A 20,039-nucleotide genomic window follows, 5' to 3' on the forward strand; every position below is an offset into this window, starting at 1 on the left:
CGTCAGGGGCGGGCTCAGCCGGAGCTGTTGGGCAGCGCCACGTTGCGGCCCGCCGTGGTGGTCGCGCTGAGCGCCGGGATCAGGGCGTTGGCGACGTCCTGGGCGGTCACCGCGCTCTTCGTGCCGTTGGAGCGCTGCAGTTGGACACCGACGAACGTCTTGCCGTAGAGGCTCTGCAGGACGGTCAGGTCGATGTGCGGCTGCAGCTTGCCGGTGGCGTCGGGGACCATCGTCAGGAACTTCGGCAGCGACTTGTTGGGCCCGAACCTGATCTTGTGGACACCGGCCCGCACGGACACGAGGTCGGACATCGCCGTCTTGCCGAAGCCGTTGACCGCCGCGTCGAGCGCGGCCTGGGTGACCTTCGGCGGCGCGGTGGTGACGGTGAGGGCGATCGGCTGGTCGGCGCCGGTCTCGGCCCGGGTGCGGTACGCGGCGGCGACCAGCTTGGCCGCGGCGTCCACGTCGAAGCTCTGCCGCGGCTTGCCGGGCACGGCGATGGCCTTGCCGTCGGCGAAGCGCACCATGCCGTCGGTGCCGGGGGTGTTGGCGCCCGCCACCGACTGGAGGGCGACCTTCAGCTTGTCCTCGTCGACCACTATCACCGGGTCGGCGTTACGGCTGCCGCCGAAGAGGGAGCCGATGACGGAGACCGGGTTGTAGTCGGAGTGCGCGACCGCGCGGACCGTGGCCTGGGTGTCGATGGACAGACCCGCCACCGACGGCTTCAGGCTCGCCTTGCGGCCGCCGATGGTGAGCACGAGCGGGGCGGTGGTCCGGTTGCCGAGCGCGCTGTCCAGCATCTTGACCGCGTCGTCCCTGGTCTGGTCGCCGATGTCGACGCCGAGCACGGTGGTGCCCTTCGGCACGTCGGCGTGGTCCATCAACAGGCCCGCGCCGTACGCCAGCACGACCAGCGCGCACACACCGGCGCCGAGCAGCACCAACTTGGAGCGGCCCTTCTTCTTCGCCGGGGCGGGCCGGGAGGCGGGCGCGGGCGCCGCGGGGGCGCGCTGCTCCGGGACGGGTACGGCCGGGATGCCGCTGACGAGGGTGTCGCCCGACACCCGCTCGCCGGGCGCCGGGTAGCCGGGCTCGTCCGGACGGAAGTCGGGGTCGAAGCGGAGGCCCGACTCGGGGCCGGGTCTCTGGTCGGGTCCGGCGCCGGGCGGCGGCACGGGCGGCCGGAAACCGGCGGGACCGCGGCCCCCCTGCATGGGCGGCACCAGCATGTCCCCGGTGACCGGTCCCGCCGTGGGGCCCGCGGGCGGCTGGTAGTCGGGGAACGGGTCGTCGGTGCCGGGCTCGCGCGGCGGGGCGTACGGCCCTGCCGCGGTGCCGAACGGCGTCCCGGCGGGCGGGCCCTGCGGGTCGTCGGGGCGCGGTGCGAACGGATCGGGGCCGGGGAACGGCTCGTTGGGGAACGCCTCGCTCGGGCGCGGTACGCCCGGCGGGAAGGCGTCGGTGCCGAACACGGAGGGACCGCCGCCGAACTGCGGCTCCTCCGTACCGTGCGGCCGCTCCGGCGCGAAGGGCTCGTCCGGGGCGAACGGCGACGCGAAGCCGCCCGCCGGGGTGTCGTGCGGGCCGCGGGCCGAGGGGCCGCCCTGGCCGTCGTCGAACGGGGCGCCGACGGGCGGCGGGAGATAAGGGGTGGAACCGGTGGAGTCGGGACCGGGCAGGGGGCCCGGCGCCGAAGAGGGCGCGGGACCGGCTGCCGGGCCGGCGGCGGGCGGCGGCGCGGGGGCTGCCGGTGCCGCCCCGGGGGCGGCCGCCTGCTGCTTGCGCGGCGCGAACCAGTCGCTGGTCTTCTCGGGTTCCGCTTCCGTCGCCGGGGCCTCCGCCTCGGGCGCCGCCTCGGCGACCGGAGTGGGCTCGGGCGCGGGCGCCACGGTGCTCTCGTCGACCGGGGTGCGGACGACGACGGGCGGAATGGGGCGCGACCCGGGGATGTTGATCCGGATCCGGGTGGTCAGCGTCGTCTCGGTCTTCGGCTCGTCGGGCGCGGCGGCGGGCGCCTCGGGCACGGCGGGAGCGCCGTCGGCGTCGGCGCCGCCCGGCCTCGGCCGCTCCTGCGGGTGCAGCGAGGGAAAAGGACGGCTGCCGTACGGCGGCGTCCCCGACGGGTACGCGGCACCTCCGCGGCCCTGGGGCCCGGAGGACGAACTGTCAGATTCACGACTCAAAGCAGGCTCTCCCGGTTAGCTTCGCCACCCGTCACGGTTCTCCGCGGGCGGCTCGCCGGCGCGCACCACCATACCCATCGGTGCGGAACACCGACCGTGGTCCTGCGGAACGCTCGGTCTCAGCCAACCACGCGCCCGCCCCGGACCGCCAAGTCAGGTGCTGTTCGCCCTGGATGCGGGTAGTTGGGGCAGGGTGGCGCAGATCACGCCGGCCAGCGCCCCGCCGAGCAGGTAGACATACGGCCCGAGACCGGCGGCGAACAGGAAGTCACCTTCCGGCCGGGTGGAGCTGAGCAACACCACGCACACCAGCCACACGGCGGCGGGGATGACGGCTCCGAGCCGGGTCCCGGTGAGCTTCGCGCCGCCGTAGAAGACGGCCGCGCAGCCGGCCAGCCCGAGCAGCAGTCCGCCCGGGAACCAGCCCGCCTGCACCAGCGACCCGGCGCCCGCGACGACGACGCCGAGCACCCCGAGGAGGATGTAACTGACGATACGGCCCTGCTGGCTCATCGCTCCTCCCCACCGCTCGCGGCGGATTCCGCTTGCGCCGCGGTGACGGGATCCGCCGTGACGGAGTCCGCCGTGACGACGGACTCGGCGGGGAAGAGGGTGTCGACCCGGCCCTCGGGGACCTCGCCGCGCACCTGCCGGTAGTGCTCGATGGCGGAGAGCGGCTGGCCGAGGTCGTTGGAGAGCGCGAAGAAGGGGCCGTCCACGGCGATCTGGGTGGCGTGCGCGCGCATCGCGGCGGTCTTGCGGCCGGCGAACTCGGCGCCGTCGACGGTGGCCGTCACCAGATCGTCGTCGAGCACGCCGGGGATGTCGTCCAGCGTGGCGATCGACGGGAACGGGCTGCCCGCCTCTGCCAGCCGCGCGAAGCCCTCCTCGGCCACGGAGCGCGGGGTGCAGATCTCGTAGACCCGGTCGACCAGGTGGCCCTGGTCGGCGGCGAGTTCGTAGCCGCGCAGGGCGACCCGGTGGGCCTGGATGTGGTCGGGGTGGCCGTAGCCGCCGTTGCTGTCGTAGGTGACCATCGCCTGCGGGCGGGTGTCGAGGATGACCTCGGCCAGATGGCCCGCCGCCTCGTCGACGTCGGCCTGCCAGAAGCAGTCGGGGTGGTCGTTCTGGACGACGCCCATCATTCCGGAGTCGCGGTAGCGGCCGGGGCCGCCGAGGAAGCGGTGGTCGCTGACGCCCAGCTCGGCCATCGCCGCGGCCAGCTCGCCGACGCGGTGCTCGCCGAGGGTGTCGTCGCGGTCGGCGGCGAGGTGCGCCAGCTCCGCCGGGATCACCTCACCCTCTTCCCCGAGGGTGCAGGTGACGAGGGTGACCAGGGCACCCTCGGCCGCGTACTTGGCCATGGTCGCGCCGTTGTTGATCGTCTCGTCGTCCGGATGAGCGTGGACGAGCAACAGCCGCCGCTCGGGAAGGTCGGTCATGGGGGAAGCCTAAGGCTCCCACCGCGACCACTCAGAACTTGATGTCCGAGATCATCCCGGCGACGTTGTTGGTGAACTCGGTGATCGTCGGCGCGGCCGTCGAACTCGCCAGATAGAAGCCCAACAACGTACAGGCGATGGCGTGCCCGGCTTTCAGCCCGGACCGGCGGATCAGCAGGACCACGACGATCAGCAGCAGCAGCACCGCCGAAATCGAGAGTGCCACAGCGGCTCACCTCCCAGTACGCAGGGTTCATGTCAGTTGCCACATGCTTATTACCCACCCACGGCTACTGATCATAACTTTACGTGCCACCGCATATGTCGGGGCACGGAAGCACACGGGGGCGCATGACCAGATCCAGCCAACGGCCGCCGGGGCGCCCTGACGCTCCGGCGCAGGTGGGGCGGTACGCCGGGGGTCCGGACGCGGCGTTCGGGCCGACTGTCAGAGGTACCCCCTACTGTCACGGATATGACGCAGCTCTCATTTCCCCGGCAGTACGCGAGGACCCAGCGGTTCACCCTCGGCGCCCCGCGCTCCTTCTCGGTGGCCCCTGACGGGACCCGTGTGATCTTCCTGCGGTCGCGGTCGGGATCCGACCGCGCGCAGATGCTGTGGGTGCTGGACGTGGCGGACGGCGGGGAGCGGGTGGCGGCCGATCCGGCGGCGCTGCTGGGCGGTGGCGAGGAGCGGCTGTCGCCGGAGGAGCGGGCCCGCAGGGAGCGCAGCCGCGAGGGCTCCGCGGGCGTCGTCGGCTACGCGGTGGACGACGCGGCGTCGATGGCCGCCTTCACCCTGTCGGGGCGGCTGTTCACCGCCGGGCTGCTGCCGCAGGGGCCGGGTGCATGCGAACTGCCGGTGCCGGGGCCCGTGGTGGACCCGCGGCCGTCGCCGGACGGCCGCTGGGTGGCGTACGCGTCGGGCGGCGCCCTGCGGCTGGTCGCGGCGGACGGCGAGGACGCGGGGGCCTCGGACCGGGCGCTGGCCGAGCCGGACGGGGAGTCGGTGACGTGGGGGCTCGCGGAGTTCCTGGCGGCCGAGGAGATGGACCGCAGCCGCGGCTTCTGGTGGTCGCCCGACAGCACGGCGCTGCTGGTCGCGCGGGTGGACGAGTCCCCGGTGGAGCGGTGGTGGATCTCCGATCCCGCGCACCCGAACCGGCCGCCGGCCGAGGTGGCCTACCCGGCCGCGGGCACGGCCAACGCGGTGGTGACGCTGGCCCTGCTGGGCCTCGACGGCTCCCGGCAGGACGTGACATGGGACCGGGAGCGCTATCCGTACCTGGCCTCGGTGCACTGGTCGGCGGCCGGCCCGCCGCTGCTCCTGGTGCAGAGCCGCGACCAGCGCGGCCAGCTCTACCTGACGGTGGACGAGTCGACGGGTGCCACGCGTCCGGTGCACGCGGAGGAAGATCGAATTTGGCTGGATCTCTTCCCTGGGGTCCCGGCCTGGACGCCGGACGGGCGGCTCGTGCGGATCTCGGACGAGGCGGGCGCGCGGGTGCTGGCGGTCGGCGACCGGGTGCTGACCGGCGCCGACCTCCAGGTGCGCGCGGTGCTCGACGCCGGGGAGCAGGACGTCCTGGTCACCGCGGCGGCGGGCGAGGGGGCCGCCGAGCCGGAGACCGGGGAGGTGCACGTCTACCGGGTGAGCGCGCTGGGCGCCGTGCGCGTCTCGGAGCGGCCCGGGGTCCACGGGGCCGTGCGCGGCGGGGAGTTGACCGTCCTGGTCTCCGCGGCGCTCGACCGGCCCGGAAGCACCGTCCAGGTGCTGCGCGGCGGCAAGCCGGTCGTGGACATCGCGTCGTACGCGGAGCGGCCGTCGCTGACCGCGCGGGTGCGGCTGACCGAGGCGGGCGAGGACCGCATCCCGTGCGCCGTGCTGCTGCCCACCGGTTACGCGGAGGGCGACGGGCCGCTGCCGGTGCTGCTCGACCCGTACGGCGGCCCGCACGGCGCGCGGGTGCTCGCGGCGCACAACGCGCACCTGGTCTCGCAGTGGTTCGCCGACCAGGGCTTCGCGGTGGTGGTCGCGGACGGCCGCGGCACCCCGGGGCGCTCCCCCGCCTGGGAGAAGGCCATCGCGTTCGACTTCGCCGGCGTCTCGGTCGGCGACCAGATCGCCGCGCTGCACGCGCTGGCCGCGCAGTATCCGCTGGACCTCGGCAGGGTCGCCATCCGCGGCTGGTCGTACGGCGGTTACCTCGCCGCGCTGGCGGCGCTGCGCCGCCCCGACGTCTTCCACGCGGCGGTCGTCGGCGCGCCCGTGACCGACATGCGGCTCTACGACACGCACTACATGGAGCGGTATCTGGGCCACCCCGACGAGCGGCCGGAGGTATACGACCGCAACTCGGTGATCACCGAGGCCGGCATCACCGAACTGGCCGAGCCCGCCCGCCCGTTGATGATCATCCACGGCCTCGCCGATGACAACGTGCTGGTCGCCCACTCGCTGCGGCTGTCCACCGCGCTGCTCGCCGCGGGCCGTCCGCACGAGGTGCTGCCGCTGTCGGGCGTCACGCACATGACCCCGCAGGAGCAGGTCGCGGAGAATCTGCTGCTGCTCCAGGTGGACTTCCTCAAGCGGGCGTTGGGCACGGCCGGCCCCGCGACCTGAGCGGGCGGGCCGGGGCGCCCGGCCCGAGCCCGCCCGTGGCCCGGCTAGCGCGGGCCCCAGCCCCCGGCTCCCGGGGGCTGGGAGGGCGGCCCGGAGGGCGACGGAGGGGCTCCCGGCGGGTAGTTCGACGGCAGGGGCGGCGGCGGTCCGAAGCCGCCGGGAGCGGGCTGCTGGGGCGGCACACCCCAGCCGGGCTGTCCGTAGCGGGGCGGCTGCGGGGCCCAGGGCGAATTCGGCGGCACAATGCGATTTCCACGCACCACGAACAACACGAATAGCAGGAGCCCCGCCACCAACTCGAATACCAGAGTCACCTGCTGGCTCTTCATGGAGTCCGGCAACTGGTTGAATTTGAAAAGCATCTTCTCGGTGTGCCAGGCGTCGAGCGCCACCACGGCGTTGAAGAACATCGCGCCGCCGATGGCCATCCCGAGCGGCCGGGCCAGCGGGGCGCCGCGGAAGGCGGCGACCGCCGCGGCCACCGACAGCGCCACCAGCACCCAGGAAGCCCAGACGAAGGGCGCGTCGAGCAGCGACGACAGGGTGCCCTCGCCGGTCAGCAGATGCTCGTACAGATGCGGCGGATACCCTTCGTCGTTGTATTTCTGCAGGTCGTAGAACTGCCACCCGGCCAGCTCCACCGCCAGCAGGAGCAGCACCACTCCCCCGGCCAGCGCGGGCCCGCGGCGCGGCGGGCGGGGCGCGACCCCGCTGCCGCCGGGCAGCACCGGCTCCCTGCCGAGCAGGCCGAGCAGCACCAGTGCCACCCCGGCGACGGCGAATCCGATCCCGGTGGCCAGCGCGCGGCCGCGCAGCGGCGCCCCCTGCGACCAGTGCGCGGTGAATACCCACAGCGCGGGGATCCGGAAGAGCGCGGCGAACAGGCCGGCGGTCACGAAGGCCCAGGCGGCGCCGGGTCGCCAGGCGCAGACGAAGGCCCCGGCGATCACCGCGACCAGGATGCCGTCGAGTCCGCCGGTGGCCAGCAGCGCGTGCTTGGTTCCCGGGAGCTGGAGGTTCAGCCAGCCCCACACGGTGTCGTGGAATCCCATCGCGTTGATGTCCCTGACGGTCCAGGCGATCTCGACGACGAGGAGAGCCGCGCAGATCAGCGCCCCCGCCATCCGCGCGTTCGTGCTGAGCGTGGTCTCCCGCCGGACGCCGGGCGCCCCGCCGGACACCGCGTCGTTGGGCATGTACTGCTGCATGGCCTTCTCCCCCGACGGCCGAGTGTTCCCTCAGATATACCCGCGCAACTTGGGTAGGAACAGTCGATTCAAAAATGCGAAAGGCGGTCGGGGGAAGTTCACGAAACGGCCGGTCGAGGCCCCGGCCACGGCCTCGGCGGGCCGGTCGTCACCGCGCGTCCGTACGTTGTTCAGACTGCTACGTCCGTATATCGGAGCTGCGACAGTCAAGTTGCCTGCGTGTTAACGCGATTGGGGACGACATGTCCGACATGCCCGATCTTTTGGATCACTGTCAAGCACGTAAGGAGGACGATCTGCAAAATCTTCGCTCAAGATGCCATACAACAAGGTTTCTTCCCTCCTCCCCCCCTTGACTGGAAGTTGATTCCATTGCGAAAGTCCGCATCAACCCGCGACGCGCACAACGCGTCGCAACGCACGCTCTCGGTCCCGGGGGATGTAACCAATGACGAGTCCAAGCCAGGCTGCCGTTGACGGCGACAGCCTCACCCTCGAACCAGAGGGCAAGTCCGGCACCCCGGGCGACAAGGGCGCGGCGGATCTCGCCGGTAGGACACCACGCCAACTCGCCTGGCTGCGCTTCAAGCGCGACAGAACCGGCATCGTATGCGCGATCATCGTGGCGTTCTTTCTGGTCGTCGCCGTAGCCGCTCCCCTGATCACCAAGCTCTACGGGCAGAACGCCTTTGACCTGTACGGCCAGGACGACGGCCTGCTCGACAGCTACGGCCTGCCCATCGCACCGAACGGCGGCATCAGCTCCACCCACTGGTTCGGCATCGAACCCGCCCTTGGCCGCGACGTCTTCGCGCTCCTGCTCTACGGCATCCGCAACTCGCTCGCCATCGCCACGGCGGTGACGCTGATCTCGGTGGTCACGGGCGTGCTGTTCGGTCTCGCCCAGGGATACCTCGGCGGCAAGACCGACTACTTCATGGGCCGGTTCTCCGACTTCATGCTGTCGTTCCCGTCGCAGTTGTTCTTCATCGCGTTCTCCCCGGTGGCCATCTCGCTCTTCGTGGGCGTCGGCGACCCGGAGGGGTGGTGGGTGCGGCCGCTGGTGCTGATCTCCGTGCAGTTCCTGCTCGGCTGGATGAGCATCGGCCGACTGGTCCGCGCGCAGGTACTGAGCCTGCGGGAGCGGGAGTTCGTGGAGGCGGCGCGCATCAGCGGCGCGTCCTCCTGGCGCATCATCCGCAAGGAACTCCTGCCGAACATCTGGAGCACCATCCTGGTCCAGTCGACCCTGCTGCTCCCCGTCTTCGTCACCACGGAAGCGGGTCTGTCGTTCCTCGGTGTCGGCCTTCTCGACCCGACCCCGGACTGGGGACTGATGTTCCAGACCGGCGCGACGTACTACTCGAGCGACATCACCTTCATGTTCTTCCCCGGCATCGCGATGGTGATCTTCGTGATCGCCTTCAACCTGCTCGGGGACTCGGTCCGGGACGCTCTCGACCCGAAGACCCTTCGCTAGACCGCTAGTCCGCACGACAGCTAGCAGGCTCCAGTTACAAGTTGTCCAGGTCGTCGGAAGGCCCCGTCTCCTGCGGGCGCGGATGTCGGCATCGGTGGCAGTTCAGTCCAGTGACAGGCAGGATTTCATGAGAAACAGCAAGGTTCGCTTGGCGGCAGCCCTTGTGGCGGCCGGCGCGCTGTCGCTGACCGCCGCGTGCAGCAGCGGCAGCAGCAACGGCACCGGTGGCAGCAAGGGCAACGCGGGGGGCCCGAAGGCGACGGTCCCGAACTACGGTCTCGGCACCGCGGCCGACTCCGCCGGTCCGGCTCCGGCCGTGCCCGGCGCGGTCAAGGGCGGCACGGTCCAGGACATGGACCAGGCTGGCTTCGACTACCTGGACCCGGGCCAGCAGTACGTCAGTGACCAGCTCTCGGTCTCGGTCCTCTACGCGCGTACGCTCACCGGCTACAAGATCGACCCGACCACCGGGAAGACGATCCTCGTCGGCGACCTCGCCACCGACACCGGCAAGATGTCGGACGGCGGCAAGACCTGGACGTACACCCTCAAGGACAACCTGAAGTACGACGACGGCACGCCGATCACGTCGAAGGACATCAAGTACAGCATCGAGCGCCTGTACGCGGACTTCGAGACCCAGGGCCCGCAGTACATCCAGGCGTGGCTGTACGGCCCCGACTACCGCAAGATGTACAAGGGCCCGTACACCGGCCAGGAGATCCCGGACAACATCCTCGCGACGCCGGACGAGAAGACCATCGTCTTCCACTTCAAGGACGCGCACGCGGACGCCCCGTACGCGATGGCCATGCCGGTCACCGCCCCGGTCGAGAAGGCCAAGGACGACAAGGGCGCGTACAACAACCACCCGGTCTCCTCCGGCCCGTACAAGATCTCCTCGTACAAGCCCGGCAAGTCGCTGGTCTTCGAGCGCAACCAGTACTGGGACCCGAAGACCGACCCGCTGCGCAACGCGTACCCGGACTCGTGGAACTTCCAGCTGGGCATCCAGCAGCCCGGTCTGACCCAGCGCATCATGGCCCAGTCGGGTAACGACAAGAACGCCATCGACCTTTCCGGTGTGGCCGACCCGTCGCAGATGAGCACGCTGGTCAACAACGCGCAGTACAAGTCGCGCACGGTCAACCAGTACCAGCCGTACGTCGAGACCCTCGACATCAACACCAAGCGCGTCACCAACCCGAAGGTCCGCCAGGCCATCGCGTACGCGTTCCCGATGGCGCAGGTGCAGCAGGCGTTCGGTGGCGCCGCCCAGGGCGACCTCGGCACCACGCTGATCAGCCCGACCGTGGCCGGCTGGAAGCAGTTCGACCCGTTCGGCAAGCTCGCCAAGCCGGCCGGTGACATCGACAAGGCCAAGGAGCTGCTGAAGGAGGCCGGTCAGCTCCACCCGAAGCTGGTCTACCCGTACGCCAACACCCCGCGCTGGCAGAAGATCTCGCTGTCCATCGCGAACGCGCTGGGCAAGGCGGGCTTCGAGGTCGTGCGCAAGCCGATCGACCCGACGTCCTTCTACACGGTCGTCGGCAAGGTCAACAACCAGTACGACATCTACCGCACCGGCTGGGGCGCTGACTGGCCGAACGCGTCGACCGTGGTCCCGCCGACCATGGACGGCCGCAACCTTCAGGACGGTACGAACAACTACTCCTTCCTGAACGACGACCACATCAACAGCGAGATCGACCGCATCAAGCAGATCACCGACCTGAAGACGGCGTCGGCTGAGTGGGAGAAGCTCTCGGAGTACTCGCTGCAGACCGACACCGCCCAGGTGCCGTTCCTGTTCGACAAGTACTTCAACGTCTACGGCTCCAACCTCGGTGGGGTCACCTACAACACGGTGACCGGCGTGATCAACGCCAACACCGTGTTCGTCAAGCACTAGTTCCCGCACAGGCTGGCCGGCCCCGGCTCACGAAAGTAGCCGGGGCCGGCCGGCCTCGGATCTGGCTGCGCGGTCCCCGCCCGCGCCCCACGGAAGAGCCTCACCGATGCTCCGTTTCCTCACACGACGCGTCCTCGGCGCGATCGTCATCCTGGTGCTCATCACCCTCGTCACCTATTTCATGTTCTTCGTGCTGCCGTCGGATCCGGCGCAGCTCGCCTGCGGCAAGAACTGCGCGAACAAGGACCTCGTCGCCGACATCCACCACCGCATGGGTCTCGACCATCCGATCTACCAGCAGTACTGGGACTACATGCGCGGCATCTTCGTCGGCCGCCACATGCCCGACGGGCAGAACTGCCCGGCGCCCTGCTTCGGCTACTCCTTCGCCAACGGGCAGCCGATCTGGCCGCTGCTGTCGGACCGCTACCCGACCACGTTCTCGCTGGCCATCGGTGGCTCCGCGGCGTTCCTGATCATCGGTGTCGGCCTGGGCATGCTGTCCGCCTGGCAGCAGGGCAAGACCTTCGACCGCGTCGCCAGCTCGATCTCGCTGCTCGGCAACTCGGTCCAGATCTACTTCATCGGCCCGCTGGCCATCGCGCTGTTCGCCGACAAGCTCGGCTGGTTCGACCACGGCCACGACCCGACGTGGTCCTCCGACCCGATCGGTTCGCTCAACGGCCTGGTGCTGCCCTGCCTGGTGATGTCGGTGATCTTCTGGTCCAACTACAGCCGCCAGACCCGCTCCCTGATGGTCGAGCAGCTCGCCGAGGACCACATCCGCACGGCCCGCGCCAAGGGCATGGGATCGAAGTACGTGTTCTACCGGTACGCCCTTCGTGGCGCCGCCGCCTCGATCATCACCATCTTCGGCATCGACCTCGGCGCCGTCTTCGGCGGCGCGATCATCACGGAGGCCACCTTCGGCCTGCACGGTCTGGGCAACCTCGCGGTCAACGCGGTGTTCTCCCTCGACCTGCCGCTGGAGATGGCAGTGATGATCTTCAGTGCCAGCGCCATCGTGATCTTCAACATCCTTGTCGACGCTGCCTACGCCCTCATCGACCCGCGGATCCGGCTCGCCTGACCGCGGCACTCCGCACCCGCCGCGACCAGCGCACCACCCGGTAGGAGAACCCGCCCGTGACCATCCTGACGAAGCCCGAGGCCGAGCCCACGCCTCAGGGAACCGAGCACTTCCTCTCCGTGCGCGACCTGTACGTCCAGTTCGCCACCGAGGACGGCACCGTGAAGGCCGTCGACGGCCTCTCCTTCGACCTCGACCGGGGCAAGACGCTCGGCATCGTGGGCGAGTCCGGCTCCGGCAAGTCGGTCACCAACATGGCGATCCTCGGCCTGCACAACCCGCGCAACACCACCATCAGCGGCGAGATCGTGCTGGACGGCCAGGAGCTGACCGGCGCCTCCGAGCGGACGCTGGAGAAGCTGCGCGGCAAGAAGATGGCCATGGTCTTCCAGGACTCGCTGACCGCCCTGTCGCCGTACTACACGGTGGGGCGGCAGATCGCCGAGCCGTACATGAAGCACATGGGCGCCTCCAAGAAGGAGGCCAGGGACCGCGCCGTCGAGATGCTCGGCAAGGTGGGCATCCCGCAGCCGCAGACCCGGGTGGACGACTACCCGCACCAGTTCTCCGGCGGTATGCGGCAGCGCGCCATGATCGCGATGTCACTGGTCTGCAACCCCGACCTGGTGATCGCGGACGAGCCGACCACCGCGCTGGACGTGACGGTGCAGGCGCAGATCCTGGACCTGCTCAAGGACCTCCAGCAGGAGATGGGCACCGCGATCATCCTGATCACCCACGACCTCGGGGTGATCGCGAACACCGCCGACGACGTGGTGGTGATGTACGCGGGGCGGGCCGTGGAGCGGGGCACCGTCCGCGACATCCTCAAGACGCCGGAACACCCGTACGCGTGGGGCCTGCTGGGCTCCATCCCGCGGCTGTCGGCGTCGGTGGACATCCCGCTGGCCCCGATCCCCGGGTCGCCGCCCAGCCTGCTGAACCCGCCGACCGGGTGCCCCTTCCACACCCGGTGCGAATTCACCGAGCAGGTCGGCGGCGACCGGTGCCGCACCGAACGCCCGACGCTTCCGGACGGCAGGGGGTCGGCGTGCCACCTGACGCAGGACCAGAAGCGTGCCATCTTCATCGAGCAGATTCAGCCGCGGCTGCGCTGACCAGGAGTCGAGGTAAACAGCAATGAGTGAACAGCAGACCCTGGACAAGGTCCCCACGCCGCGTCCGGCCTCGGGTGACAAGCTCCTGGAAGTCTCGGGATTGCAGAAGTACTTCCCGATCAACGGCGGCTTCATCTTCAAGCGGCACGTCGGCGACGTCCGCGCCGTGGACGGCATCGACTTCCACATCAACACCGGCGAAGCGCTGGGCATGGTCGGCGAGTCCGGCTGCGGGAAGTCCACCACCGGGCGGCTGGTGACACGCCTGCTGGAGCCGACCGGCGGCCGTGTCTCCTACGCCGGGCAGGACATCACGCACTCCAGCCGCAAGGAACTGGCGCCGATCAGGTCCGAGATCCAGATGATCTTCCAGGACCCGTACGCGTCGCTGAACCCGCGGCAGACCGTCGGCAGCATCGTCTCCGCGCCGATGGAGATCAACGACATCAACCCGACCGGCGGGCGCGAGCGCCGGGTGCGGGAGCTGCTGGAGATCGTCGGTCTCAACCCGGAGCACTACAACCGCTTCCCGCACGAGTTCTCCGGCGGCCAGCGGCAGCGCATCGGGGTGGCCCGCGCGCTCGCCCTGGACCCGAAGCTGATCGTGGCCGACGAGCCGGTCTCCGCGCTGGACGTGTCGATCCAGGCGCAGGTGGTCAACCTGCTGCAGAAGGTGCAGCAGGAGCTGGGCATCGCGTTCCTGTTCATCGCGCACGACCTGGCGATCGTGCGGCACTTCTCGCAGCGCATCGCGGTGATGTACCTGGGCAAGATCGTGGAGATCGGCGACCGCGAGTCGATCTACGAGCGGCCCCGCCACCCGTACACCCACGCGCTGCTGTCCTCGTCGCCCGAGGCCGACCCGGACGACGACGGCCGTGAGCGGATCCGGCTCGCCGGTGACGTGCCGTCGCCGATCAACCCGCCGTCCGGCTGCCGCTTCCGCACCCGCTGCTGGAAGGCGCAGGACAAGTGCGCGACCGACGAGCCGCCGCTCGTCCAGATCAGCGGGAACCGCGACGGTCACCTGACCGCCTGCCACTTCCCGGAGGAGCCGACGATCGCGGCGCGCGAAGAGGACATCGTCCTCGACCCCGCGCTGATCGCGATCGAGGAGGCGGCTGACAAGACCCTTTGACCCGGGCTCAGTTCAGCCTCCGCTTCGGTGCCAGGGCCGTATCCGACACCCCGCTCCACCCCGGATACGGCCCTTCGGCATGTCCGCGGCGGGGAGCGGGGCGCCGGACGCCGTAGCTCCGCCGGACAGGCACTAGTCCTCGGGTACGACCTGCTTCTCCTCGGCGAAGTGGCAGGCCGAGTCGTGTTCTGCCGGTCCCGCCGTGCCGCGGAAGACGGCGGGGACGGCGAGCAGCGGCTCCTCCAGGGCGCAGCGCTCCTGGGCCTTCCAGCAGCGGGTGCGGAAGCGGCAGCCCGAGGGCGGATTGGCCGGGGAGGGGACGTCGCCGGCCAGGATGATCCGCTCGCGGTGCTCGCGGGCGGCCGGGTCGGGCACGGGCACCGCGGAGAGCAGCGCCTGGGTGTACGGGTGGGTCGGGTGCTGGTAGATCGCCTCGTCCGCGCCGATCTCGACGATCTTGCCCAGGTACATCACGCCGACCCGGTCGGAGATGTGCCGGACGATCGACAGGTCGTGCGCGATGAACATGTACGACAGGTTGAACTCGTCCTGCAGCCGCTCCATCAGGTTCACGACCTGTGCCTGCACCGAGACGTCCAGCGCGGAGACCGGCTCGTCGGCCACGATGATCTCGGGCCGCAGCGCCAGGCCGCGGGCGATGCCGATGCGCTGCCGCTGCCCGCCGGAGAACTGGTGCGGGTAGCGGTTGATGTACTCGGGGTTGAGGCCGACCACGTCCAGCAGGTCCTGGACCCGCTTGCGGCGGTCGCCCTTGGGCGCCACCTCGGGATGGATCTCGTACGGCTCGCCGATGATGTCGCCGACCGTCATCCGCGGGTTGAGCGAGGTGTACGGGTCCTGGAAGACCATCTGGATGTTGCGGCGCACCGACTTCAGGGCCCGCGCCGACAGCTTGGTGATGTCGTCGCCCTTGTACCGGATCTCGCCCTCCGTCGGCACCTCCAGGTTCATCAGCAGCTTGGCGACGGTCGACTTGCCGCAGCCGGACTCGCCGACGATGCCGAGCGTCTCGCCCGGGAAGAGGTCGAAGGAGACGCCGTCGACGGCCTTGACCGCGCCGATCTGCTTCTTGAACAGGATCCCCTGGGTGAGCGGGAAGTGCTTGACCAGGCCCCGGACTTCGAGGATCGGCTCGCGCCCGGGCGCCTCCGGCTTGTGCAGCTGGTCGAGTTGCTCAGTCACCGAGGGTCTCCTTCCAGAAGTAGCAGGCGCTCGCCCGCTCGGGACCCACGTCGTACAGCGGCGGCACATCGGTGCGGCAGATGTCCTGGGCCATCGGGCACCTCGGGTTGAAGGCGCAGCCCGGCGGGATGCGCAGCAGGTTGGGCGGCAGGCCCTTGATCGCGTACAGCTCCCGGCCCTTCTGGTCGAGGCGCGGGATGGAGTCCAGCAGGCCCTTGGTGTACGGGTGCGCGGGCCGCTTGTAGATCTCGTGGACCGGAGAGGTCTCCACGATCCGGCCCGCGTACATCACCGCGATCTTGTCGGCGACGTCGGCGACGACCCCGAGGTCGTGGGTGATCAGGATCAGGCCCATGTTGTACTCGCGCTGCAGGTCGGCCAGCAGGTCCATCACCTGCGCCTGGACCGTCACGTCGAGCGCGGTGGTCGGCTCGTCGGCGATGATCAGGTCGGGCTCCAGGGCCATCGCCATGGCGATCATCACGCGCTGCCGCATACCGCCGGAGAACTGGTGCGGGAACTCCCGTACCCGCTGCCGGGCGGCCGGGATGCGGACCAGGTCCATCAGCTCGACGGCCTTGTTGCGGGCGTCCTTGCGGGACATGCCCTGGTGGACGACGAACATCTCGCCGAGCTGCTCCCCCACGCTCAGCACCGGGTTGAGGGCGGAGAGCGCGTCCTGGAAGATCATCGCCATCTTGGCGCCGCGGACCCGCCGCCGGTCCTCGCCGCTCATCTTCAGCAGGTCGTCGCCCTGGAAGAGCACCTCGCCCTGGGTGACGAACCCGGGCGGGGAGTCGAGGATCCCCATGATGGCCTGCGCGGTGACGGACTTCCCGGAGCCGGACTCGCCGAGCACGGCGAGCGTCTCGCCCTCGGCCACCGAGTACGTGACGCCGTTAACGGCCTTGGCGACGCCGTCCCGGGTGCGGAACTCGACGTGCAGATCACGGACGTCCAGCAGCGTGGTCATTGTGCGGGCTCCTCAGCGCAGCTTGGGGTCGAGGGCGTCGCGCACCGCGTCGCCGAGCATGATGAACGCCAGCACGGTGATGCTCAGCGCGCCCGCGGGCCACAGCAGCATGTGCGGAGCGTTGCGGATCTGGTTGGAGGCGTCGGAGATGTCGATGCCCCAGGAGACGGTCGGCGGCCGCAGGCCCACACCGAGGTACGACAGCGTCGCCTCCAGCGCGATGTACGTGCCCAGCGCGATGGTGCCGACGACGATGACGGGGGCGACCGCGTTGGGCGCGATGTGCCGCAGCAGGATCCGGGAGTTGCCCGCGCCCAGCGCCCGCGCGGCCTGCACGTAGTCGTTGTTGCGGGCGGTGATCACCGAGCCGCGGGCGATACGGGCGAGCTGCGGCCAGCCGAGCAGCACCATGAAGCCGACCACCGGCCAGACGGTGCTGTTGGTGACCACCGACAGGAAGACCAGGCCGCCGAGGATGACCGGGATGCCGAAGAAGACGTCGCTGAGCCGGGAGAGGATCGCGTCCCCCCAGCCGCCGAAGAACCCGGCGAGCCCGCCCAGCACGCTGCCGACGATGACCACGCCCGCGGTGGCGCAGACGCCGACGGTGACCGAGGCGCGGGCGCCGTACACCACGCGGGTGTAGACGTCGCGGCCCTGGCTGTCGTAGCCGAAGGGGTGGCCGGGTGACGAGCCGGCCTGCGACTTGGACAGGTCGGCCTTGAGCGGGTCGCCGCTGGCGATCAGCGACGGCCAGATCGAGATGATCACCAGGAAGACGATGATCAGCGCCGAGATGATGAAGATGGGGTTGCGCCGCAGGTCCCGCCAGGCGTCGGACCACAGGCTGCGCGGCTTGTCCGGTGCTTCCTGGCCCTCGGGGCCGGGCGGCCGCTCCAGGGTCTCGCCCTCGGCGGCGGCCAGGTCGAATCCGCCGCCGTAGCCGCCGCCGGGCGCGATCGGCCCCTGGCTCGGGTCCAGTGGGTTGTGCGACTCAGGCATACCGGATCCTCGGGTCCAGGACCGCGTAGAGCAGGTCGACGAGCAGGTTCGCCAGCAGGAAGACCAGCACCAGGATGGTCACGAAGCCGACGACGGTGGGCGCGTTGTTGCGCAGGATGCCCTGGTAGAGCTGGTAGCCGACGCCGTGGATGTTGAAGATCCGCTCGGTGACGATGGCACCGCCCATGAGGGCGCCGATGTCGGTGCCGATGAAGGTGACCACGGGGATCAGCGAGTTGCGCAGCAGGTGCCGGATGATCACCCGGTGGCGCGGCAGGCCCTTGGCGACGGCGGTGCGCACGTAGTCGCCCCGGGTGTTCTCGGCGATGGAGGTACGCGTCAGCCGGGTCACGTAGGCGAGCGAGACCAGGGCGAGGACCAGTCCCGGCAGGATCAGTTCGTTGAACGGGGCCGCGGGCGACACCGAGGGGCTGACCCATTTGAGCTGCACGCCGAAGATGTACTGCAGCACGTAGCCGGTGACGAAGGTCGGCACCGAGATGACGACCAGGGTGAGCAGCAGCACTCCGGTGTCCACGGGCTTGCCGCGCTTCATGCCGGTGAGCACGCCCAGGACGATGCCAATGATGATCTCGAAGAGGATGGCGACGATAGTGAGCCGGATGGTGACCGGGAAGGCGCTGCGCATCAGCTCGACCACCGACTGGCCGTTGAAGGCGGTGCCGAAGTCGCCGGTGAAGATGTTCTTCATGTAGATCAGGTACTGCTTCCACAGCGGGTCATTGAGATGCAGGTCGGCCCGGATCTGGGCGGCCGTGGCGGGGTCGGGCGCGCGGTCGCCGAAGAGGGCGGCGACCGGGTCACCGAGCGCGTAGACCATGAAGAAGATCAGGAACGTGCTGCCGATGAACACCGGGATCATCTGGAGCAGCCGCCGGATCACATAGCGTCCCATGGGGAGCCTTCCGAGGAATGACGGCGGAGCGGGGAAGCGGGCGGAGGCCGCACCGGGGGTGCCCGGTGCGGCCTCCGTGCGGGGTCAGCCGACCTTGATCTCGTTGTAGACGGGCACGCTGAAAGGGTTCAGCGCGACGTTGCTGATGTTGCTGGAGTAGCCGGCGCTGCCGTTCTGGTACCAGAGCGGGATGGCGGGCATGTCGATGACGAGCTGCTTCTCGGCGTCCTGGAAGAGGCTGACGGCCTTGGGGATGTTCCCCTCGGCGTTGGCCTGGTTGACCAGCTTGTCGAAGTTCGCGTTGCTGTAGTGCGAGTCGTTCGACGAGGCGTCGGTGTAGTACTGCGGCTGCAGGAAGTCCTGGATCAGCGGGTAGTCCATCTGCCAGCCGGCCCGGAACGGGTTGTCCTCCTGCTTGTTGGTGATCTTGTTCCGGAAGTCGGCGAAGGTGCCGACCGGAGCGCCGACGCAGGCGTTCTGGTTGCCCAGCGAGTTGTTGATGCTGTTGCAGACCGCGTCGACCCATTCCTTGTGCGAGCCGGTGTCCGCGTTGTACGAGATGGTGATCTTGCCGCCGGGAAGGCCGCCGCCCTGCTGGATGAGCTGCTTGGCCTTGCTCGGGTTGTACGTGCACTCGGCGCCGCAGAGCCCTTCCTTGAAGCCGCCCGCCGCGCCGAGCACCGGGGACGTCCAGTCCGAGGCGGGGGTGCGGGTGTTCTGGAAGATCTGCTGGGTGATCTGCGGCCGGTTGATCGCCATCGACAGGCCCTGCCGGACCTTGGCGGAGTTCGCCGACGACCAGCGCGCGTTGTACAGCGGGAAGGCGAGCGTCTGGATGATGCCGGCCGGCTGGTTGATGTACCGGTTGCCGAGGTCGTTCTTGACGTTCTTGAGCTGCGAGACCGGGATGTCGTCGACCAGGTCGAGGTTGCCCGCCTGCAGGTCGGTGTACGCGGTGTTGTTGTCGGTGTAGACGCGCAGCTCGACACCGTTGTTCTGGGCCCCGTCGGGACCGGGGTAGGCCGCCCACTTCTTCAGGCTCATCTGCGAGCCCTTGGTGTACGAGGAGATGGTGTACGGGCCGTTGCCGATCGGCTTGGCGAGCCAGGAGGCGCGGTTGGTGAAGAACGCCTGCGGCAGCGGGTAGAACGCCGAGTAGCCCAGGGTGTCCGGCCAGGTGGAGAACTTCTGGTTGAGCTTCACCTTGAACTCGGTGTCGCTGACCTTGGTCAGGCCGGAGAGCGAGGTCGCGGTGGCGGCGGCGCCGGCCTTGTCCGGGTGGACCTTTTCGTACCCGTCGATGTAGCTGAAGAAGCTGGCGTTGAGCTGCGCGTTCTTCAGCTGCGAGTCGTAGTTCCAGGCGTCGATGAACGAGGACGAGGTGACCTTCTGGCCGTTGCTGAAGGTCCAGTTCGGCTTGATCTTGATGTCGAAGTTCTGCGAGTCGGTGGTGGTGATCGACTGGGCGATCATGTTCTCCGCCGCGCCGGTCTTCGGGTTGTACTTCTTCAGGCCGCGGAAGATCATGTCGAGCACCTTGCCGCCCTGCACCTCGTTGGTGTTGGCCGGCTCCAGTGGGTTCTGCGGGTCACCCCACGAGGCGCGGACGACACCCGAGCTGCTGCCGCCTCCGCCGCCGCTTCCACTGCCGCAGCCGGCGGCCGCCAGGGCGACGGCCGTCGCGCAGACGGCCCACTTCAAGCGCGTGGCTCCGCGCATCGCGTGCCTCCTCATGGGTCACAAATGAC

Annotated in this window: 16 protein-coding genes; 6 read left to right on the forward strand and 10 right to left on the reverse strand. The window is 69.7% G+C overall.

The features are described from left to right. Nucleotides 1-14: 14 nt before the first annotated feature. The 4 genes from AB0M29_RS32405 to AB0M29_RS32420 form a co-directional block, all read right to left on the reverse strand. Nucleotides 15-2,186, reverse strand: coding sequence for a hypothetical protein (locus AB0M29_RS32405; protein WP_365389188.1), 2,172 nt, complete (start codon nt 2,184-2,186; stop codon nt 15-17). Between the two features lie 153 nt (nt 2,187-2,339). Beyond that, entirely contained in the window at nt 2,340-2,699 is a 360-nt protein-coding gene (locus AB0M29_RS32410) for a DUF6113 family protein (RefSeq protein WP_365389190.1), read from the reverse strand. Further along, entirely contained in the window at nt 2,696-3,628 is a 933-nt protein-coding gene (mshB, locus tag AB0M29_RS32415) for an N-acetyl-1-D-myo-inositol-2-amino-2-deoxy-alpha-D-glucopyranoside deacetylase (RefSeq protein WP_365389192.1), read from the reverse strand. Before mshB ends, AB0M29_RS32410 begins: the two co-directional genes overlap by 4 nt. A gap of 31 nt (nt 3,629-3,659) precedes the next feature. Next, nucleotides 3,660-3,854, reverse strand: coding sequence for a hypothetical protein (locus AB0M29_RS32420; RefSeq protein WP_365389194.1), 195 nt, complete (start codon nt 3,852-3,854; stop codon nt 3,660-3,662). A 249-nt stretch (nt 3,855-4,103) separates the two neighbouring features. Between AB0M29_RS32420 and AB0M29_RS32425 the strand changes: the two genes are divergently transcribed. Beyond that, nucleotides 4,104-6,251: an alpha/beta fold hydrolase gene (locus AB0M29_RS32425; protein ID WP_365389196.1), complete on the forward strand. Its 2,148-nt coding sequence runs from the start codon at nt 4,104-4,106 to the stop codon at nt 6,249-6,251. A 44-nt stretch (nt 6,252-6,295) separates the two neighbouring features. Here AB0M29_RS32425 and AB0M29_RS32430 read toward each other — a convergent pair whose 3' ends face one another. After that, nucleotides 6,296-7,459: a hypothetical protein gene (locus tag AB0M29_RS32430; RefSeq protein ID WP_365389198.1), complete on the reverse strand. Its 1,164-nt coding sequence runs from the start codon at nt 7,457-7,459 to the stop codon at nt 6,296-6,298. Between the two features lie 448 nt (nt 7,460-7,907). Here AB0M29_RS32430 and AB0M29_RS32435 point away from each other — a divergent pair, with 448 nt between their 5' ends. The 5 genes from AB0M29_RS32435 to AB0M29_RS32455 all read left to right on the forward strand — a co-directional run bounded on the left by AB0M29_RS32435 (nt 7,908) and on the right by AB0M29_RS32455 (nt 14,197). Continuing rightward, complete coding sequence (locus tag AB0M29_RS32435; protein ID WP_365389200.1) at nt 7,908-8,939, forward strand: ABC transporter permease; 1,032 nt, start codon at nt 7,908-7,910, stop codon at nt 8,937-8,939. A gap of 148 nt (nt 8,940-9,087) precedes the next feature. Continuing rightward, on the forward strand, nt 9,088-10,851 hold the full coding sequence (locus tag AB0M29_RS32440; RefSeq protein WP_365389202.1) for an ABC transporter substrate-binding protein: 1,764 nt from the start codon (nt 9,088-9,090) through the stop codon (nt 10,849-10,851). 106 nt (nt 10,852-10,957) lie between these two features. Continuing rightward, the gene (locus AB0M29_RS32445) at nt 10,958-11,941 is read left to right on the forward strand and encodes an ABC transporter permease (protein ID WP_365389203.1); all 984 of its coding nucleotides are present in this window, start codon (nt 10,958-10,960) and stop codon (nt 11,939-11,941) included. A gap of 56 nt (nt 11,942-11,997) precedes the next feature. Continuing rightward, entirely contained in the window at nt 11,998-13,059 is a 1,062-nt protein-coding gene (locus AB0M29_RS32450; protein WP_365389205.1) for an ABC transporter ATP-binding protein, read from the forward strand. 22 nt (nt 13,060-13,081) lie between these two features. Beyond that, a complete protein-coding gene (locus AB0M29_RS32455; RefSeq protein ID WP_365389206.1) occupies nt 13,082-14,197 on the forward strand; it encodes a dipeptide ABC transporter ATP-binding protein in 1,116 nt (371 codons plus the stop codon). 132 nt (nt 14,198-14,329) lie between these two features. Here AB0M29_RS32455 and AB0M29_RS32460 read toward each other — a convergent pair whose 3' ends face one another. The 5 genes from AB0M29_RS32460 to AB0M29_RS32480 all read right to left on the reverse strand — a co-directional run bounded on the left by AB0M29_RS32460 (nt 14,330) and on the right by AB0M29_RS32480 (nt 20,010). After that, nucleotides 14,330-15,400, reverse strand: coding sequence for a dipeptide ABC transporter ATP-binding protein (locus tag AB0M29_RS32460; RefSeq protein ID WP_365389207.1), 1,071 nt, complete (start codon nt 15,398-15,400; stop codon nt 14,330-14,332). After that, entirely contained in the window at nt 15,393-16,373 is a 981-nt protein-coding gene (locus AB0M29_RS32465) for an ABC transporter ATP-binding protein (protein WP_365389209.1), read from the reverse strand. The genes AB0M29_RS32460 and AB0M29_RS32465 overlap by 8 nt, the downstream gene beginning before the upstream one ends. A 12-nt stretch (nt 16,374-16,385) precedes the next feature. Then, nucleotides 16,386-17,375, reverse strand: a complete 990-nt coding sequence (locus AB0M29_RS32470; RefSeq protein WP_365389212.1) for an ABC transporter permease — start codon at nt 17,373-17,375, stop codon at nt 16,386-16,388. Continuing rightward, nucleotides 17,368-18,291, reverse strand: coding sequence for an ABC transporter permease (locus AB0M29_RS32475; RefSeq protein WP_365389215.1), 924 nt, complete (start codon nt 18,289-18,291; stop codon nt 17,368-17,370). The genes AB0M29_RS32470 and AB0M29_RS32475 overlap by 8 nt, the downstream gene beginning before the upstream one ends. A gap of 84 nt (nt 18,292-18,375) precedes the next feature. Continuing rightward, nucleotides 18,376-20,010: an ABC transporter substrate-binding protein gene (locus tag AB0M29_RS32480; protein ID WP_365389217.1), complete on the reverse strand. Its 1,635-nt coding sequence runs from the start codon at nt 20,008-20,010 to the stop codon at nt 18,376-18,378. Nucleotides 20,011-20,039 lie beyond the last annotated feature (29 nt).

Source organism: Streptomyces sp. NPDC051976 (assembly GCF_040680795.1).
GTDB lineage: Bacteria > Actinomycetota > Actinomycetes > Streptomycetales > Streptomycetaceae > Actinacidiphila.

Coding starts and splice junctions, on each gene's coding strand:
- AB0M29_RS32410 (WP_365389190.1), bottom strand. CDS start 2,699: ATGAGCCAGCAGGGCCGTATCGTCAGTTACATCCTCCTCGGGGTGCTC.
- mshB (WP_365389192.1), bottom strand. CDS start 3,628: ATGACCGACCTTCCCGAGCGGCGGCTGTTGCTCGTCCACGCTCATCCG.
- AB0M29_RS32425 (WP_365389196.1), top strand. CDS start 4,104: ATGACGCAGCTCTCATTTCCCCGGCAGTACGCGAGGACCCAGCGGTTC.
- AB0M29_RS32430 (WP_365389198.1), bottom strand. CDS start 7,459: ATGCAGCAGTACATGCCCAACGACGCGGTGTCCGGCGGGGCGCCCGGC.
- AB0M29_RS32435 (WP_365389200.1), top strand. CDS start 7,908: ATGACGAGTCCAAGCCAGGCTGCCGTTGACGGCGACAGCCTCACCCTC.
- AB0M29_RS32445 (WP_365389203.1), top strand. CDS start 10,958: ATGCTCCGTTTCCTCACACGACGCGTCCTCGGCGCGATCGTCATCCTG.
- AB0M29_RS32455 (WP_365389206.1), top strand. CDS start 13,082: ATGAGTGAACAGCAGACCCTGGACAAGGTCCCCACGCCGCGTCCGGCC.
- AB0M29_RS32465 (WP_365389209.1), bottom strand. CDS start 16,373: ATGACCACGCTGCTGGACGTCCGTGATCTGCACGTCGAGTTCCGCACC.
- AB0M29_RS32470 (WP_365389212.1), bottom strand. CDS start 17,375: ATGCCTGAGTCGCACAACCCACTGGACCCGAGCCAGGGGCCGATCGCG.
- AB0M29_RS32475 (WP_365389215.1), bottom strand. CDS start 18,291: ATGGGACGCTATGTGATCCGGCGGCTGCTCCAGATGATCCCGGTGTTC.
- AB0M29_RS32480 (WP_365389217.1), bottom strand. CDS start 20,010: ATGCGCGGAGCCACGCGCTTGAAGTGGGCCGTCTGCGCGACGGCCGTC.